Here is a 16536-nt window from a genome sequence, read left to right on the forward strand (position 1 = left end):
GTCATTGTCAGGGAGACCCTTTACAACAGGCCTCCGTTTTCTCATCGACATTGACACAGCCCCCGAACAACGGTTCGGCTTTTTCATGAAATCAAACAGGTGAATTACACACAGCCAATTCTGCTCATTCTCGATATTGACGAAACGCTGCTGCATGCCACGGTCCAGCCTTTAGCACACAGTCCAGACTGCCGCATTGGTCCGTATGCGGTTTACCTGCGCCCTTATCTCACTGAATTCCTCGAACAGACCTCCCGGATGTTCAAGCTCGCACTCTGGTCCTCGTCCAGTCCCGATTATGTCCAGGCGATCGTAAATCAGATTATCCCCGCCTCTGTCTCACTCGAATTTTCCTGGAGCCGGGACCGTTGCATTACCCGCATCGATCCGGAGTGGCAGTCGTACTATTACGTCAAAGATTTGCGGAAAGTGAAACGCTGCGGCTACGATCTGAACCGCACGCTGATCGTGGATGACACACCCCGGAAAGTGGAACGCAACTTTGGAAATGCGATCTACGTCACTCCCTGGTTCGGTGATGACAGACAAGATAATGAGTTACAGCGGTTGGCAGCCTATTTACCAAAGTTATGCGGGGAACCGAATCTGCGTCGCATTGAAAAACGGAACTGGAAGAATCGGGGATACTAAAGTGTCGCTGGTGACTGAGGTTTGTCTTCAGTTATCATGAAAACAGCATTGTCTTAAATATAACATGAAGTACAGCAATGACAGATCAGCATTACCCCGAACTGACGGCCACCGACAGCCTGGCCTCGCTCCTGTGTCAGAAACTGGGCGAGACAGACATCATGCTGCGCGTCGTTCCCTACCAGGAAAGCATAGAAAATCCCGCAGTACACCCCGATGAACAGAGCGTTTTGCTCAAGTATTCCCGTTGGAACGTCACTTTCGAAAACACATTACGCTCGATCTATCTGACCTGCGCTGAAGACAGGCGCTTATTTACCTGTCATTGCAGCGAATACGAAATCCCCAGGGCACGACTGCAGACATCGCGTCTCGAAGAAGTGGCTCATCTGTTCCGGCTCTGGGTGCTGGAACAGATGGATTCTGCAGAGCTGGCACATGCACGGGGCATCGGTTCGGTGCAGGTCTTTCCCCGCATCTCGGCACACAAAGTCGTCGATGAGCGATGGGCCAGATATGATGCGCATCTCGCTGATGATCCCGTCGGCCTGAATCTGTTTGATTTTTATCAGGCCGCAAAAGCCACTCCGGAGTTACGACAACTCTTCCCCTTTACCAGCATGTGGAACTTCTGTTTCAGCCGCTGCACACATTACCCGTTCACTCGGGATTGTCCGCACGTCAGAGCCAAACAGAAATTCAAGTCTCATGCAGTGATCCCGGGTTACTACGAGGTATTTCTACGGGAACGCTATCTGGGAGAAGGTCCTGCGGTAATCGCAGCGCGAATTGTCGTACGCTATCTGCCGCGTGGCTGTGGCCCGGCTCGGTTATGCACCGAAACGAACTTTCAACATTTCAGCGAACCTCTCTGAAGTGCATGTGTCTCCCTTCTCAAACCACTCTGTTCTCTGACCCTTCGGAGGTGTGACATGATATTTTCCGAATTCGACGACCGGCCATTTTTTTGAAACGATGAGCAAACGCCGCACAGGCTTCCCGTCTGAAACACAAGTCAAACGGGGCGTCCGTATCGTGCATGGCGACAAGCTGCTCGAAGAAAAACTCGGCCGCAACGATCTATGCCCCTGCGGCTCCGGCAAGCGCTTCAAAAAGTGCTGCCTCACGCGGGGCTGCTTTTGACGGCGTGAACCGCAATCACTTTTTTCAGAGAATAACAACCGTGCGCAGGAATCACCGTGCGCCGGTTTTCTATTACTGAGTTTTCTCGTCAGCCGTTTTCTGTCAGAATCGACGCAGAGCGTCTGCGCATGCTGAAACGGCTGAATCTGATACATCCCCTTCACTTTTGTTAAAGAGAGTCCGGACCGATGGGCAGTTCCCACGATCAATTTGTTAAATATCCGCGGACACCTCATCTGTTCGGCTCTACGGGGACGGCAGACGACAAACGGCTCAGCGAACAGGCTTCGCTGCAGTTCATTGCCGATCCGTCTCTCATCGTGGAGGAAAAGATTGACGGCACCAACGTCGGACTCCATTTCTCTCCCACGGGAGAACTCGTTCTGCAGTGTCGGGGGCACCTGATTAACGAAGGCATGCACCCGCAGTACGATCTGTTCAAGCAATGGGCCATGGTCAAACGGCCGGTCCTGGAACAGATGCTGGAAGACCGGTTCATCCTGTTCGGCGAATGGGTCTATGCCCGGCACTCGATTCATTATCGCAGCCTGCCGCACTACTTCTTTGAATTTGACATTTACGATAAAGTACAACAGGTCTTTCTCAGCCTCGCCCGTCGACTGGAACTGCTCGCAGGCACCGGCATTGAAACGGTACCCGTGATCCACACCGGCCCCCTGGCACGCAAAGACCTGGAGACGCTGATTGGCCAGTCCGCATTTGACAGCGCCTTTGAAAATCCACTTACGAACAACACGGACAACCTGATGGAAGGCGTTTACCTCCGCACCGAAGCGGGCGAAGCCGTCACCGGCAGGTCCAAGTTTGTCCGTCCCGAATTTGTAGAAAAAATCAAACTGAGCAGCCACTGGCAACACCAGGCCATGGTCCCCAACCTGCTCTCCAAACAGGCAGATATCTGGTCATGAACTGGCAGACACTGACAACATCGACTCTGGAAGAGATCCTGGACTGGGCCGCCACGCAGCCCTGGTGCCAGGCGATGTCGGACTGCGCGCAGGATGCCCAGTGGCACGCAACGCGGGTAACGACTTTTATTCAAGATAGATTTTCGCCAGTTTTTTTTGATCCGTTGTTGCCTGAATGATAGTTGGTTTTCCGCATTGCCGTTTCCTTTTCTTACACGGATGTCCCCGGCTTGCTTTTCTGTTATTCGGCCGTTTTTCTTCGGCGAGCACGGATTGCGAAAGCAGGTCGGTTAATGGCGCCCATTGCTGAGCATGGCAGGCAATTATCGTGACAGCCTGAGAAAACACACGAATCACTTTGATCGGACTGAGTTTTTTGAGATTCGTTCCCTGCTTATGCAACATGTCTTTTCCGACAAATAACGCAACCCAGATTCCGATCAGAGTCCAGTTTAATTCTGTGATGACATTTACAGGCGTCTGGCAACATAGCTTGCTGCGTTCACAGGATTGTTTTACTGAGCGGAAGAAAACCTCAATCCCCCATCTTTGACGATATAATTTACAGGCACATGCATCGGTCATTTCTAATTCGTTGCTCACCAGGTAGATCTTGTTCCTGCCATTATGGATCTGGAACAGACGCAGGACCAGCGGGCTTTGGTCTCGACGCTGCATAGAGTCGGGCCAGTAATAGACGAAGCCATCACGAATTTTCAACTGACCAAGTGATTTTAACAGGGTTACGTTCGAACCAACACGAAACAGGAAAGAATGCCCTGACTCCATGATGGCTGACCACAGCGGAGCACCTGTATATTGCGCATCCCCAACCAGTCGGACATTTTCTGGAAGGGATTCCAGCATTTCCCGGGCCGCAATTCGCTCACTGCCAGCTGCCCCCTGAATACACCAGCGAAACGGTAACCCACTGCCCAGATGCCAGAGCACGGTCGTTAACAGTTGAACGGTTAACGCCTTGGATTCATCGGCTTTTTTGCGGTATTTCGCCGACCTTCTATGATGGATCCCTGGTGCAAATTCACGCTGATTGGCTGCTGAGCGAGGCGCAGAGAACTTGGTGGCATCCACGGCCAGAGTGACTTTGCCTGCTGTGGTTCGATAGCCCTTCCATTGTCCCAGTTTTGAGGAAAGATGTTGAATCACCAGATCCACCAATGGCTGTCCGTAGTTCGCCAGAGCTTTCATCAGCCCTTGTCGTGTCACTGTCGTCGAAACCTGAAAGAGCTCACCGGCAACCGTGTAGGCCGTTTTTACCCTTTCGCCAAGTGTTCCTTTGGCAGTCCAGCCCATGCAGAGAATGGCAACCGCAGCCAACCAGCCCGGATCCAGAGAGGCATTGCCGTGACGTACCAGGGAAGACGTTTCGCAGGGAATCAGCCTGTCAAAAATCGCTTTCATTGACTGAATATTTATGCGAAGATGCTCGGTATCTTGATGCGGCATTCCAAGAGTCCTTTCTTGGCATGAGTGCAATTTGGTTAGCACCTGCATTAAACAACCTAACGGTTGTCCGCATCAAGATTTATTTAACTTACACAGAATCGTTACCCGCGTTGAGTGGCACGCCGAGGGGGATGTCTGGACGCATACGCAACTCGTCTGCCGCCAACTGCCCCGACTGGCCGAGTGGTCTGCCTTGTCAAACCGGGAACAGTCCATCCTGATCTTCACCGCACTCCTGCACGACGCCGCCAAACCGTTGACCACGCAGGTCGATCCCGAAACCGGCCGCCTGCGTTCGCCCAAGCATGCCCTGAAGGGAGAATTCCTGGCGCGAAATGTTCTGCGCGGACTGGGCTGTGATCTGGAAACCCGCGAAACCATCTGCCGGCTGGTCCGCTATCATGGTCGTCCCGCCTTTCTGCTGGAAAAACCGAATCCGGAACAGGAAGTCATTTCCCTCTCCTGGCTGGTCAACCACCGTCTGCTCTACCTGTTCGCCCTGTCCGACACCCGCGGACGGACGACCGACAGCATGTCCCGTCCCGAAGAGCACCTGCGGTTCTGGAAAATGATCGCCGAGGAACAGCACTGTTTCGATCAGCCCTACCCGTTCGCCAACGATCAGGCCCGATTCCTGTTTTATCACTCGCCGGAACCGAACGTGCATTATGTGCCCCATGAAGAGTTCAGTTGCACGGTGACCATGCTCTCCGGCCTGCCGGGATCCGGCAAAGATACCTGGCTCGCGCTGCACCGCACAGATCTACCCGTGGTCTCGCTGGATGACATTCGCGATGACCTGGATGTCGAACCGACGGACAATCAGGGAGAAGTCGTCCAACTGGCCCGGGAACGCTGCCGCGAACTCTTGCGTGACAAGGCTGACTTCGCTTTCAACGCCACCAATCTGACTCGACAGCTCCGGCAACGCTGGCTGCAACTCTTTGCCGACTATGGTGCCCGCATCGAACTGATCTATCTGGAACCGCCGCTGGAAACGATATTGAAACAGAATCGCCAGCGTCCCCAGCCGGTCCCGGAACAAGTCATTCGCCGCCTGGTAGAAAAAGTCGAACCTCCCACGCTGACCGAGGCTCATACAGTGACTTACAATGCACATTGAATCCTTCTCTACAGTTGGGAATCCAACATGCTGTTATCTATCACAACGACACATCAACCTGCCAGCGATCTGAGCTACCTGCTCCACAAACACCCGGACCGTTTTCAGAGTTTCAATCTGAGTTTCGGCAACGCCCACGTGTTTTATCCGACAGTTTCCGAGGAACAGTGCACCGCCTGCCTGCTGCTGGACGTCGATCCGGTGGGGATGGTCCGCGGCAAAGGACGTCAACAGTCGTTCCTGCTCGATCAATACGTTAACGATCGGCCCTATGTCGCTTCGTCTTTCATGAGTGTCGCGCTCTCCCAGGTCCAGGGATCCGCGCTCAACGGACGTTGCAAGGATCGTCCGGAACTGGTCAGCACGCCGCTTCCTCTCACGGTACAGATCGCCGTCCTGCCAGTCCGCGGCGGGGAAGAACTGATTCGCGAAATCTTCGAACCACTGGGGTACGAAGTCGCCATCGAGTCTTATCCGCTGGATGAACTGTTCCCGGACTGGGGACAGAGCCCCTGTTATTCCGTCACCCTGACAGGCACGAAAACACTTTCGGAACTGCTCAACCACCTCTACGTCCTGATTCCGGTCTTCGACAACCGCAAACATTACTTCGTCGGCGAGAACGAACTGGAAAAGCTGTTGGAGAAAGGAGCCGGCTGGCTGGCTGACCATCCCCTGAAAGATCAGATCAGCCGCCGTTACCTGAAGTATAAACCGAGCCTGTACCTTACTGCCCTGGCACGTCTGGTCGAAGGAACTGAGACCGAAGAAACAGAACTGGAAAACGAAAACGAAGAGACAGCAGAAGACCTCCCCGATAAAGCGGTTCCCCTGAACCAGCAGCGACTGGGCAGCGTAATGGCCGCCCTGCGGGCTTCCGGTGCGCAAAGTGTGCTCGACCTGGGCTGCGGCGAAGGAAAGCTGCTTCGCGAACTGCTGTCCGATCGACAGTTCGAACAGATCGTCGGCCTGGATATCTCGGTGCGCTCGCTGGAGATCGCTGCGAAACGTCTCAAACTGAAACGACTGCCGGAACGACAGGCCCAACGGATCAAGCTGCTGCACGGCTCGCTGACCTACCGCGATCGTCGTCTTGAAGGTTTCGATGCCGCGGCCCTGGTCGAAGTGATCGAACACCTCGATCCGCCCCGCCTGGCGGCGCTGGAACGGATGCTGTTTGAATTCGCCCGTCCCAAAACCGTCGTGCTGACCACGCCGAACCGGGAATATAACGTGATGTGGGAAACCCTGCCCGCCGGCCAACTGCGTCACGCCGACCACCGCTTCGAGTGGACGCGGTCTGAATTTCAGACGTGGGCCACCGGCATTGCAGACCAATTCGGTTACTCTGCCCGCTTCCTGCCCGTTGGTCCGGAAGACAAAGCCGTAGGTGCCCCCACACAAATGGGAGTGTTTGAACGTAATGAGTAATAATAGTAATCCACCAATAGATTCCTCGATTACCTGGGCACGGGTCCGCGCTATTTTTAATAACCCCGCCCCACCAGATCGCGTCTGGCAGTCGCAATTCGACGGATTCGACGAAAAACTGGAGCAATTGGCGCAGACTCCCTATGACCAGATCGATTTTGGTGACTTATGGTACTATCACCATGATCTGGCATACGTGAAACTACAGCCGGAACTGTTTGCCTGGTTATTTCCAGTCTGCCTGATGGACTGGGATCAGACTCTACAGAATTCAGAATCTTGTTCGCATGGTGATTCCGAATTTCATTATGGAATTCTGCAAGGGAATGTATTTGAAACGATGCTCACCAGCAAACAACTTGAAGAGGTAACGCTTTTTTTTCGAGACAGTCTTCTGAAAAGAGTCACTTCTGTAACCAGACTGATGGAAATTCGAAATGAACTCCCTTCATTTGGCTGGCTTTATCGTTTTAATTCTCTAGGCGTGATCCTACCGGATATCAGTCCGATCTGGGAAGGACTCTGGTCCCTTAAACATCCCGGTCAGGCGATTGCCGCGATTCAATACTTTTCAGCATTACTCTATTTTGATGACGAAAACCCTTTGTTTAAATCGTGGCATACTTCCAAGCTGAACTTCTGGGAAAACGACTCGTTCATTTTGGGATCCGGATGGACCGATAACAATGCAGATTATCTGACCACTAATCTGACCGTCGAATTTGTCAACGTTTTAATTCAACAAGCGGCTGTCCTTCTAGGCAATACGACTGAATCACAAATGGCGGAACAAATCAAAAATGATTTACCCGGTTGCCAGGCTCTACTCCGAGAGCGAGTCAAAGAATTCCCTGAGTTACTGCGAAACCCTGATTCCAGGGGATGGACCGTCTGAAACTGTGTCTAGATGTTTCAGAACCATAATGAATATCTATTTTCAAATACAAATTAAAGATCTATCGATTTACCAATGGAAATCTCAATCCCCAAACTCTCACTCGTCGTGCTCGTCGGCCCCAGCGGGGCGGGCAAAAGTACGTTTGCGCGAAAACACTTCCTGCCGACTGAAGTCATCTCTTCCGATTTCTGCCGGGGGATGATCAGCGATGACGAAAACGACCAGAATGTCACGAAGGAAGCCTTCGAACTGCTGGGTTACATCGTCTCCCAACGTCTGAAATCAGGACGGCTGACGGTCGTGGACGCCACCAATGTCCAGCAGGAGGCCCGGGCGCAGTGGATCGAACTGGCGCGGAAATACCACTTTCTGCCGGTCGCCATCGTGCTCAACCTGTCCGAAAAGATCTGCCATGCGCGGAACCAGGAACGCCCCGACCGTTCATTTGGATCACACGTGGTCCGCAATCAGCGCTCACAGTTAAAACGCAATCTGAAACGCCTCCGTCGCGAGGGCTTCCGCTATGTGTTTGAAATGAACTCGGTCGAACAGATCGACGCGGCTCGCCTGGAACGGGTCCCCCTCTGGAACGACCGTCGCGAGGAACAGGGTCCCTTCGACATCATCGGCGATATTCATGGCTGCTGTGATGAACTGGAACTGCTGCTCGCAGAGTTGGGTTATGTGCCGACCTGCGTTGAGGAAGCAGATCCCCTGTGGGGCGATGCCTGTTATGCGCATCCCGCAGGTCGCAAGATCGTCTTCCTGGGCGACCTGGTCGACCGGGGACCTCGTTCGCTGGATACGGTCCGCATCGTACGCAACATGGTCCAGCAGGGGACGGCACTCTGTGTTCCCGGAAATCATGACATGAAACTGCTCCGCAAACTGAAAGGGAAAGATGTCAAACTGACGCACGGCCTCGCAGAGACAATCGCTGAAATCGAAGCGCTGCCAACAGAAACGCGGGAACCATTCTGCCAGGCGCTGGCCGGGTTCCTCGACTGCCTGATCAGTCATTTCGTGCTGGATCAGGGTAAACTCGTCGTGGCCCATGCCGGTTTGACAGAAGACCTGCAGGGACGCGGCTCGGGGAAAGTCCGCGCATTTGCCCTTTACGGCGAGACGACAGGCGAAACCGACGAATTCGGTTTTCCGATCCGCTATAACTGGGCCGCCGAATACCGGGGTGCTGCGCACGTGGTCTACGGACATACTCCGGTTCCCGATCCGGAGTGGCTCAACCGGACGGTCAACATCGACACGGGCTGCGTCTTTGGTGGTCGCCTGACAGCACTCCGTTATCCGGAAAAAGAATTCGTTACGGTACCGGCGAAAGAAGTCTACTGCGAATACGCAAAACCCATGTACCGGGATCCGGATGCAGCAGCACAAACGGCCCAGCAGCAGCACGACGACCTGCTCGACCTGCAGGACGTCACCGGCAAGCGGATCGTTTCTACGCGTTTGCAGACGAACATCTCCATTCGAGAGGAGAACGCGACCGCGGCCCTGGAAGTCATGAGCCGCTTCGCCGCCAATCCGAAATGGCTGATCTACCTGCCACCGACGATGTCGCCCCCAGAAACCTCCACGGAACCGGGACTGCTGGAACATCCGGCCGAAGGATTTGCCTATTTTCGCAACCAGGGTATCCCCCAGGTGATCTGCGAAGAAAAGCACATGGGTTCGCGCGCTGTGGTTGTCGTCTGTCGAGATCAGGAAACGGCCCGCCAGCGGTTCGGCGTACAGGAAGCGGAACGCGGTATCGTTTACACACGGACGGGCCGGCGTTTCTTCAATCAGCCTGAACTGGAAGCCGCCTTCCTGGAACGGGTCCGACAGGCTTTAAGTGCCGCTGACTTCTGGAATGAGTTTCAGACGGACTGGGCCTGCTTCGACTGCGAACTGATGCCCTGGTCGGCCAAAGCTCAGGCGCTGCTGCAGTCGCAGTACGCAGCCGTGGGAGCCGCGGGAAAAGCGGCGCTGCCCCCGGTCGTCGCTGCGCTGGAACAGGCAACTGCACGTCTGACTGCTGAGGAAGCCTCGCATGCCGCTGAAATCGCAGGCCACTTCCGTAACCGGGAGACTGCGATCGAGGAATTCGTGCGCGCCTATCGCCACTATTGCTGGCCCGTGGAAACCCTGGATGATCTGAAGCTGGCTCCGTTTCACCTGCTGGCCACCGAAGGGCGAGTTCACATCGACCAGAATCATGAATGGCACATGCAGACCATCGCACGCATTTGTGAGCAGGATGAGAAACTGCTACTGGCGACGCCGTCGTTGAAGGTCGATCTGACAGACAATGGCAGCGTGCAGGCTGGCATCGACTGGTGGTCGGGGTTGACAGGCATGGGGGGAGAAGGGATGGTGGTCAAACCACTGGAATGGGTCCAGCGGGGTTCCCAGGGACTGGTGCAGCCGGCGATCAAGTGCCGGGGGAAAGAGTATCTGCGGATCATCTATGGTCCGGACTACGACGCGGAAGAAAATCTGACCCGTCTGCGCAAACGGGGTCTGCACCGCAAACGATCGTTGGCACAGCGTGAATTCGCCCTGGGCATTGAAGCCCTGGAACGATTTGTGAACCGGGAACCGCTGCGGCGGGTCCATGAATGTGTGTTCGGGGTACTGGCCCTGGAAAGTGAGCCGGTCGATCCCCGATTGTAATACTTCGCCCCAAGCGAAAACGGGAAGTGAAACCATGAACAAGCGCGTCCATTATCAGCCGAACCTGATCTATTCTGACGGCACCCAGGTGGTCACAGTCCGGGATATCATCGGACCGAACGGTCGTACGCAACATCCGCGGGGATCGGTCGGTGTGGTAGTGCGTGCGCCGCGTGATCTGGATCACTCGTATCGCGTCAAATTTCCCGATGGTGTCGAAGTCGCCCTCAAAGCGGACGAGCTGACCCTGCTCGCCCGGTTCAAAGAGGGGGAAATCGGCAATAGCGAGATCAATACCAACCGCAGCGATCTGTTCGCCCGCGTAATCTTCAAGTGCATCATTGGCTCCCGGGCCTTTGGTCTGGAGGATGAGCAGTCTGATACCGATTATCGCGGCATCTACCTGCCACCTGCGGATCTGCAGTGGTCACTGTACGGCGTTCCCGAACAGCTCGACTGTCATGAAACACAGGAAACCTACTGGGAGCTGCAGAAGTTTCTGGTGCTGGCTTTGAAAGCGAACCCGAACGTCCTGGAGTGCCTCTATACTCCCCTGGTCGAACAGGTCACGCCCCTCGGCCAGGAACTGCTGGACATGCGGGATATCTTTCTGACACGCGTCGTCTATCAGACCTACAACGGTTATGTGATGTCGCAGTTCAAAAAGATGCAGACCGATATCAAGAACCAGGGGAAGGTCAGATGGAAACATGTGATGCACCTGATTCGGCTGCTGATCTCGGGAGTCACGCTCCTGCGCGAAGGCTATGTCGTCGTCGACGTGGGACCACACCGGGAACAGCTGCTGGCCATCAAGCGTGGTGAAGTCCCCTGGGACGAAACCGAGAAATGGCGGAAGAGCCTGCACAAGGAATTTGAGCAGGCGCTGGAGCAGACTAAACTACCAGCCCGCCCCGATTATGAAACTGCAAATGACTATCTCATCAAAGCGCGTCGACTGGCGACGCAGGAGGCACTGCCATGAACTTCGATCCCCGACTTGAACAACAGCTGAAGGAACATCCTTATCCTCTGCTGTTTGCCACCATCAGCGGATCGCATATCTATGGCTTTCCTTCTCCGGATTCTGATTACGATCTCCGCGGCGTGCATCTGCTGCCGCTGGAGACCGTGATCGGTCTGAAAGAAGGACAGGTCACGGTGGAGCGTTCGCGCGTTGTTGACGGCCTGGAAATCGATCTGGTCACTCACGATGTGGGCAAGTTCTTTCAACTCATGCTCAAAAAGAATGGCTATGTGCTGGAACAGCTGCTCTCGCCACTGGTCCTGCACGCCACTCCTGAGTATGAAGAACTGAAAGCGCTGGCACCCGGCTGTGTGACAAAGTATCACGCGTATCATTACCTGGGTTTCGCCGCCACGCAGTGGAAACTGTTCCAGAAGGAAGATCCACCCCGGGTCAAGCCTCTGCTCTATGTGTATCGGGTCCTGCTCACCGGTCTGCATCTGATGCGCACCGGTCAACTGGAACCAAACCTGATCCACTTGAATGAAGAAGCCCGGCTGTCCTACATCCCCGAACTGATCGAACGCAAGCTGGAAGGTTCTGAACGTTCCACGCTGGATGCCGCCGACATGGAGTTCCATGGACGCGAATACCAGCGGCTTGTGGGCGAACTGGAACAGGCGATGGAAACCACCAGCCTGCCGGAAAAACCGAGTTCGGGAGAAGCATTGAATGATCTGCTGGTCCGGATCCGTCTGGCCCACCGGAAAGAAGACTGATTGAAATATTCTGACGTTTCACCGCCGCCCGTCCCCACACCTGCAGAACAGCGCGATGCGCTGGCAAAAGGTCTGGGACGGGCCCGGCTCTGGGCAGAACGGGGAGTCCTCACTGAGGCACCGCTGCGGGAAGCGTGTCTGCAGGACTTGCGTTACGACCATATGTGCGAAGTTCCGCGGGACGACTGGCTATGGGAGATCATCAACGTCGCTGGCTTTCGCAACGAAATTCGCGTCCCGCTGCTACATGCACTGTATGATCTATCTGATCCGGAAAACGCCAGACAGTTATGCAAGCTGGCACAATACTATGCTGCCAGCGGCGATGCCGCGTTTCGAGATCTGCTGTATCAGATCGTTGCTCAAAAACCACTCGCAGCAGCAGACTATGATTTTCTGGGGGAATCGGAACTGCTGGCACTGGAGGGAGAACGCGGCTTTCTAAGTGCCGCAAAATCCAGGGGAGCACAACTCGAACAAATCGCCTGGGACTGGCCCGAGGAGTCTCTTCTGAGAGAAGCAGGTGAACTCATCGGGGAAACACGAATCCGAGAATTATTGAGTTCTACGTCTGACCCGGATCTCAATCGATTCTTTGAGAGCTGGCAACAGCAGTTACGGGAGAAGGCCGAGCGAAAACAGCAGAAGCAGCGGCACCGTAAAAAACAGCAGCGCCAGCAAACTGATAAAATATCCGTCGAAACGGTTCTCAAGGCCGCTCAGGGAGAGACGCAGTGTTACTGGTTTCGCAGCTGGGGAATACAGGCTGACCCCACAGATTTGAATGCGGTCCTCCAGGCACTCAAGTCCAGCGAGGAACCAGCCGTTCTCCTCAACCTGATCAAAGTCTTTTCCAACCGGGCACTCCCCGAATTCGACTCCCGCCTGATCGAACTCTGCCAGCATCCCGATCCGGAGTTGCAGCGGAGAGCCTGGGTCGCACTGGCTAATAATTCCCATCCCGAAATCCGCGAGTTTGCCAACCGACAGTTCAACGAGAGCCAGCCTGCATTTCTTTTCAGCCTGTTCATCAGAAATTACCAGCCCGGAGACGAACACCGGCTGCTGGCGGCACTCACTCTTCCCGAAGACGCCTGGGAACGTCACAGCGTGCTGAGTGATCTGATCGAAGTCTTAAAAGAAAATCCGACAGCAGACCGCTCCCGGCTGGCCACGATCATCTACCGGTTCACTCCTTGTGAAATCTGTCGCTTTAAGGTGGTGCAGCTTCTGAAAGAGCAGTCTGCCATTCCGGACTGGATGACAGAGGAATGCCGATTTGATTCTTATGCAGACACTCGAACCTTGACATTTGAATGAGCGAAAACGTTAACATACTTTTTTGTTAAGTTACGGTAAATTATGCAATTTTGAGATACAAATTTCTGTTGAAGAAAAGCTCTCTCAGTACAATTGAGCGAAAACAGGACAGATTTCCAGCACTTGCGTACACCAGGTGCTACGAGACAGGAACCAACTCATGCGATCTGCAACGCTTTTGTTGATCTCGCTTTTTGTTTATAGCGTTTTCCCCGTACATTCAACAGAACTCACTGCACAGGAACCGGAACAGACAAAAGGTGAATACTACGGACTGAAATTTGACGGCAGGGACAGTTACGTCACACTGCCACATATCAACTTCTCCGACTGGAATGCCTTTACGATTGAAGCCTGGGTTAAAGACTGGACGGGCCGTATCTGCTGCGAAGGCAAACAGGGGGATCCGGAAAACAGCATCTGGATTTCGATCCGGGCCAAGCGGCACTCCGCAGGCTGGGAGACTGATAACGGCACCAATTATTCCACCCGCGTTGATCCCAACTCTATTGGAGGCTGGGATCACGTGGCGATGGTCTATACCGGTACCGAGCAGGTCATTTACCTCAACGGCAAAGAGGTCCATCGCCAGAACGCTCCCAAGCCGGGCCCCTTTCTCCCCGATCGTAAATTTTTTCTGGGTGCCCAGCAAAAGTGGGACGATGCGCAGACCAAGCCGGCTGCACTGTTCGGCAAGGGGATCATGCGGATGTTTCGGATTTCCAATGTTGCCCGCTACGACAAAGAATTTGATCCTTCCAAATCGTTTGTCCCGGATGCGAATACAGAACTTCTGCTTGATTTCTCAAAGCCCGACCAGACCACTCTAGCGGATGTCTCCCAACACAAACGCAACGGCACCATCCACGACGCCAAGTGGGTCCTGCTGACTGAAGAATAAGTTCAGTCTGATTTCGATTTGCTGCAATCCGTTAAATTCACCATCTCCGGACCACAACAGCCCGACTGTGCATAGAGTTCGTCCTTCGCATCGGCTTTCAGCACGACAAACACTTCCCATTTATGTCCATCGGGATCTACTGCCCAGACTTTGTCCTGTACCGCATAACAGCAGGTCGTGGCCTCTTCGGTGATCGTTTTGATCCCTGCCGCCTGGAACCGTTCGATGGCTGCATGAACTTCTGCCACCGATTTGACCTGGATCCCAAAGTGAGCCGAACCACCTTCGACCGTCACGTCCCCGTCCACTTCATTCAGGGTCAGATTCACGGAAGGATCCACCGGTTCAAACTTCGCATAGCGGGGCCGTTCCTTGCTCGGCGCCACTCCCAATAAGAGTTCGTAAAACTGTTTTGACCGCGCCAGATCAGAAACAGTCAGCGCTACATGCAGACGAAAGTTGCCGGGAAAGTCAACTGCGGATTCCTGATTCATGGATTTACTCCTTCATCGTAAATGATTATTTAAGCAGACTCATCAGCTAAAAAAGTCTGAATTTTTGTTTTGATTTCATCGCGGACCCGCCGGAAGGTTTTCATTTTTTCCTCGTCGGTCCCCGTTGCATCGGCCGGATCGTCAAAGGGCCAGTGCAGGGTTTGTGTCGCTCCCGAAAAAACCGGGCAGGACTCTTTCGCGTTGTCACAGACCGTCACCACCAGATCGAACTGCTGTTCGGTAAACTGGTCGAGGTGCTTGCTGGTGTTTTCTGACAGATCGATCTCCAGTTCCCGCATCGCTTCAATCGCCAGGGGATGCACATAACCGGACGGTTTCGAACCAGCTGACTCCGCTTCCCATTCTCCCTTGCCCAGAGATTCCCAGAGTTCCTCGGCCATCTGGGAACGACAGGAGTTCCCCGTGCATAAAATTAAAACGCGTTTCATCATAGATCCTTATCTGTATTTAAAATCGAACGTTGTTTCTCAATTTGTTTATCATTCACTTTCAGAAGCATTCAGATCCACACCGGGAGTCTCTGAATCGGTCTGATGGGGAAACCAGTCTTGGGTTTTGAGGCAGAACTTGACCAGCGTGAGCATCAACGGGACCTCAATTAAAACACCGACCACCGTGGCCAGTGCCGCCCCTGAAGAGAGTCCGTAGAGCATCGTGGCAGTCGCAATCGCCACTTCAAAGTGATTGGAAGCGCCGATCATCGCAGTCGGTGCTGCGTTTTCATAGCTGAGTCCGAGTACTTTTGAGAGAAGGTACCCTAAAGCAAATATCACGATCGTCTGGATTAACAACGGAATTGCAATCCAGAGAATCGTCAGCGGATTATTGAGAATGGTCTCACCTTTGAAGGAAAACAGCAGGACCAAAGTCACCAGTAACGCTGTAATCGTGACCGGCGTCAGCACGTGCAGAAATTTTTCTTTAAACCAGCGCTCCCCTTTGGCGGCGATTAACCATTTTCGCGAAATAAAACCGGCAACCAGCGGCAGGGCTACATAGACTCCAATGGAAAGTAATAGCGCCTGCCAGGGAACCGGCAGTTTACCGACGCCCAGCAGAAATCCTCCCAGCACGCCATACAAAAAGAGCATCGTCAGCGAATTGATCGCCACCATGACCAGGGTATGTCCATCGTTGCCTTTCGCGAGAAATCCCCAGACCAGCACCATGGCGGTGCAGGGCGCGATCCCCAACAGAATGCAGCCTGCCAGGTAACTCCGCCAGAGCGGAACTTCCAGCATTTTCACACCATCGACGAGTACGACTTTACCGGCACCGTAGACTGCTCCCACGGAGAGATCCAGTCCAAAGGGCATCTTGACATAATCTACCGCATCAGGCCCAATGAACTGATAAAACAGTGTTCCCAGAAAGAAACTGGCGATCGCGTACATCGTAAAAGGTTTAATGGCCCAGTTGATGAACAGGGTCAGCCCCACCGGGCGCACCGCCTTCCCTGCTTTCAAAACCTCGGCGAAATCAATTTTCACCATGATGGGGTACATCATGAAAAACAGACAGACTGCAATCGGAATCGACACGACGGGCGCTTCGTTGACATAAATTGCCATGCCGTCCAGCTTGAGTGCAATTCCCGGGGCCACCTTCCCCAGCACAATGCCCCCGACAATACATAACGCAACCCAGACCGAAAGATAGCGTTCAAAGAAGCTGATCCCCTGACCCGAAGTTACTTCCTCGCTGTTGGCATCGAAAGTCATTGCGTCCCTGTTCCTCAA

Annotated in this window: 16 protein-coding genes; 12 read left to right on the forward strand and 4 right to left on the reverse strand. The window is 53.9% G+C overall.

Translation table 11 applies throughout. The annotated features are described in order from the left end of the window. The first annotated feature begins 99 nt into the window (after nucleotides 1-99). The 4 genes from Enr10x_RS20330 to Enr10x_RS20345 all read left to right on the forward strand — a co-directional run bounded on the left by Enr10x_RS20330 (nucleotide 100) and on the right by Enr10x_RS20345 (nucleotide 2723). Nucleotides 100-651, forward strand: coding sequence for an HAD family hydrolase (locus Enr10x_RS20330; protein WP_197997308.1), 552 nt, complete (start codon nucleotides 100-102; stop codon nucleotides 649-651). A 77-nt stretch (nucleotides 652-728) separates the two neighbouring features. After that, a complete protein-coding gene (locus Enr10x_RS20335) occupies nucleotides 729-1526 on the forward strand; it encodes a DUF6193 family natural product biosynthesis protein (RefSeq protein WP_145451196.1) in 798 nt (265 codons plus the stop codon). A gap of 100 nt (nucleotides 1527-1626) precedes the next feature. Further along, complete coding sequence (locus Enr10x_RS20340) at nucleotides 1627-1794, forward strand: SEC-C metal-binding domain-containing protein (RefSeq protein WP_145112121.1); 168 nt, start codon at nucleotides 1627-1629, stop codon at nucleotides 1792-1794. Nucleotides 1795-1982: 188 nt separating this feature from the next. Further along, complete coding sequence (locus Enr10x_RS20345; protein WP_145451197.1) at nucleotides 1983-2723, forward strand: RNA ligase family protein; 741 nt, start codon at nucleotides 1983-1985, stop codon at nucleotides 2721-2723. A 126-nt stretch (nucleotides 2724-2849) separates the two neighbouring features. Here the strand turns inward: Enr10x_RS20345 and Enr10x_RS20355 are convergent, their stop codons facing one another. Beyond that, complete coding sequence (locus Enr10x_RS20355; RefSeq protein ID WP_197997309.1) at nucleotides 2850-4190, reverse strand: transposase; 1341 nt, start codon at nucleotides 4188-4190, stop codon at nucleotides 2850-2852. Nucleotides 4191-4221: 31 nt separating this feature from the next. Between Enr10x_RS20355 and Enr10x_RS20360 the strand changes: the two genes are divergently transcribed. The 8 genes from Enr10x_RS20360 (at nucleotide 4222) to Enr10x_RS20395 (ending at nucleotide 14282) form a co-directional block, all read left to right on the forward strand. Continuing rightward, nucleotides 4222-5313 carry an AAA family ATPase gene (locus Enr10x_RS20360; protein WP_261343243.1) on the forward strand — a complete coding sequence of 364 codons (1092 nt, stop codon included), beginning with the start codon at nucleotides 4222-4224 and terminating at the stop codon, nucleotides 5311-5313. 27 nt (nucleotides 5314-5340) lie between these two features. Beyond that, nucleotides 5341-6744 (forward strand): 3' terminal RNA ribose 2'-O-methyltransferase Hen1, encoded by a 1404-nt coding sequence (locus Enr10x_RS20365; protein ID WP_145451198.1) that lies wholly within the window; start codon nucleotides 5341-5343, stop codon nucleotides 6742-6744. Beyond that, nucleotides 6737-7639: a hypothetical protein gene (locus Enr10x_RS20370; RefSeq protein ID WP_145451199.1), complete on the forward strand. Its 903-nt coding sequence runs from the start codon at nucleotides 6737-6739 to the stop codon at nucleotides 7637-7639. The genes Enr10x_RS20365 and Enr10x_RS20370 overlap by 8 nt, the downstream gene beginning before the upstream one ends. A gap of 75 nt (nucleotides 7640-7714) precedes the next feature. Beyond that, entirely contained in the window at nucleotides 7715-10315 is a 2601-nt protein-coding gene (locus tag Enr10x_RS20375) for a polynucleotide kinase-phosphatase (protein ID WP_145451200.1), read from the forward strand. A 34-nt stretch (nucleotides 10316-10349) separates the two neighbouring features. Continuing rightward, nucleotides 10350-11300, forward strand: coding sequence for a nucleotidyltransferase domain-containing protein (locus Enr10x_RS20380; protein ID WP_145112134.1), 951 nt, complete (start codon nucleotides 10350-10352; stop codon nucleotides 11298-11300). Then, complete coding sequence (locus Enr10x_RS20385) at nucleotides 11297-12061, forward strand: nucleotidyltransferase domain-containing protein (RefSeq protein ID WP_145112136.1); 765 nt, start codon at nucleotides 11297-11299, stop codon at nucleotides 12059-12061. Before Enr10x_RS20380 ends, Enr10x_RS20385 begins: the two co-directional genes overlap by 4 nt. Then, the gene (locus tag Enr10x_RS20390; protein ID WP_145112138.1) at nucleotides 12062-13381 is read left to right on the forward strand and encodes a HEAT repeat domain-containing protein; all 1320 of its coding nucleotides are present in this window, start codon (nucleotides 12062-12064) and stop codon (nucleotides 13379-13381) included. It begins immediately after the preceding gene. A gap of 160 nt (nucleotides 13382-13541) precedes the next feature. Beyond that, a complete protein-coding gene (locus tag Enr10x_RS20395) occupies nucleotides 13542-14282 on the forward strand; it encodes a LamG domain-containing protein (protein ID WP_145112140.1) in 741 nt (246 codons plus the stop codon). Between the two features lie 2 nt (nucleotides 14283-14284). Here Enr10x_RS20395 and Enr10x_RS20400 read toward each other — a convergent pair whose 3' ends face one another. The 3 genes from Enr10x_RS20400 to arsB are packed head-to-tail and all read right to left on the reverse strand — an operon-like array spanning nucleotide 14285 to nucleotide 16518. Beyond that, complete coding sequence (locus Enr10x_RS20400) at nucleotides 14285-14776, reverse strand: ArsI/CadI family heavy metal resistance metalloenzyme (protein WP_145112142.1); 492 nt, start codon at nucleotides 14774-14776, stop codon at nucleotides 14285-14287. 29 nt (nucleotides 14777-14805) lie between these two features. Continuing rightward, nucleotides 14806-15225: an arsenate reductase ArsC gene (locus Enr10x_RS20405; RefSeq protein WP_145116394.1), complete on the reverse strand. Its 420-nt coding sequence runs from the start codon at nucleotides 15223-15225 to the stop codon at nucleotides 14806-14808. Between the two features lie 51 nt (nucleotides 15226-15276). Beyond that, nucleotides 15277-16518, reverse strand: coding sequence for an ACR3 family arsenite efflux transporter (gene arsB / locus Enr10x_RS20410; RefSeq protein ID WP_145112144.1), 1242 nt, complete (start codon nucleotides 16516-16518; stop codon nucleotides 15277-15279). Nucleotides 16519-16536: the final 18 nt, after the last annotated feature.

Origin of the sequence: Gimesia panareensis (assembly GCF_007748155.1) — a bacterium.
GTDB classification, from domain to species: domain Bacteria; phylum Planctomycetota; class Planctomycetia; order Planctomycetales; family Planctomycetaceae; genus Gimesia; species Gimesia panareensis.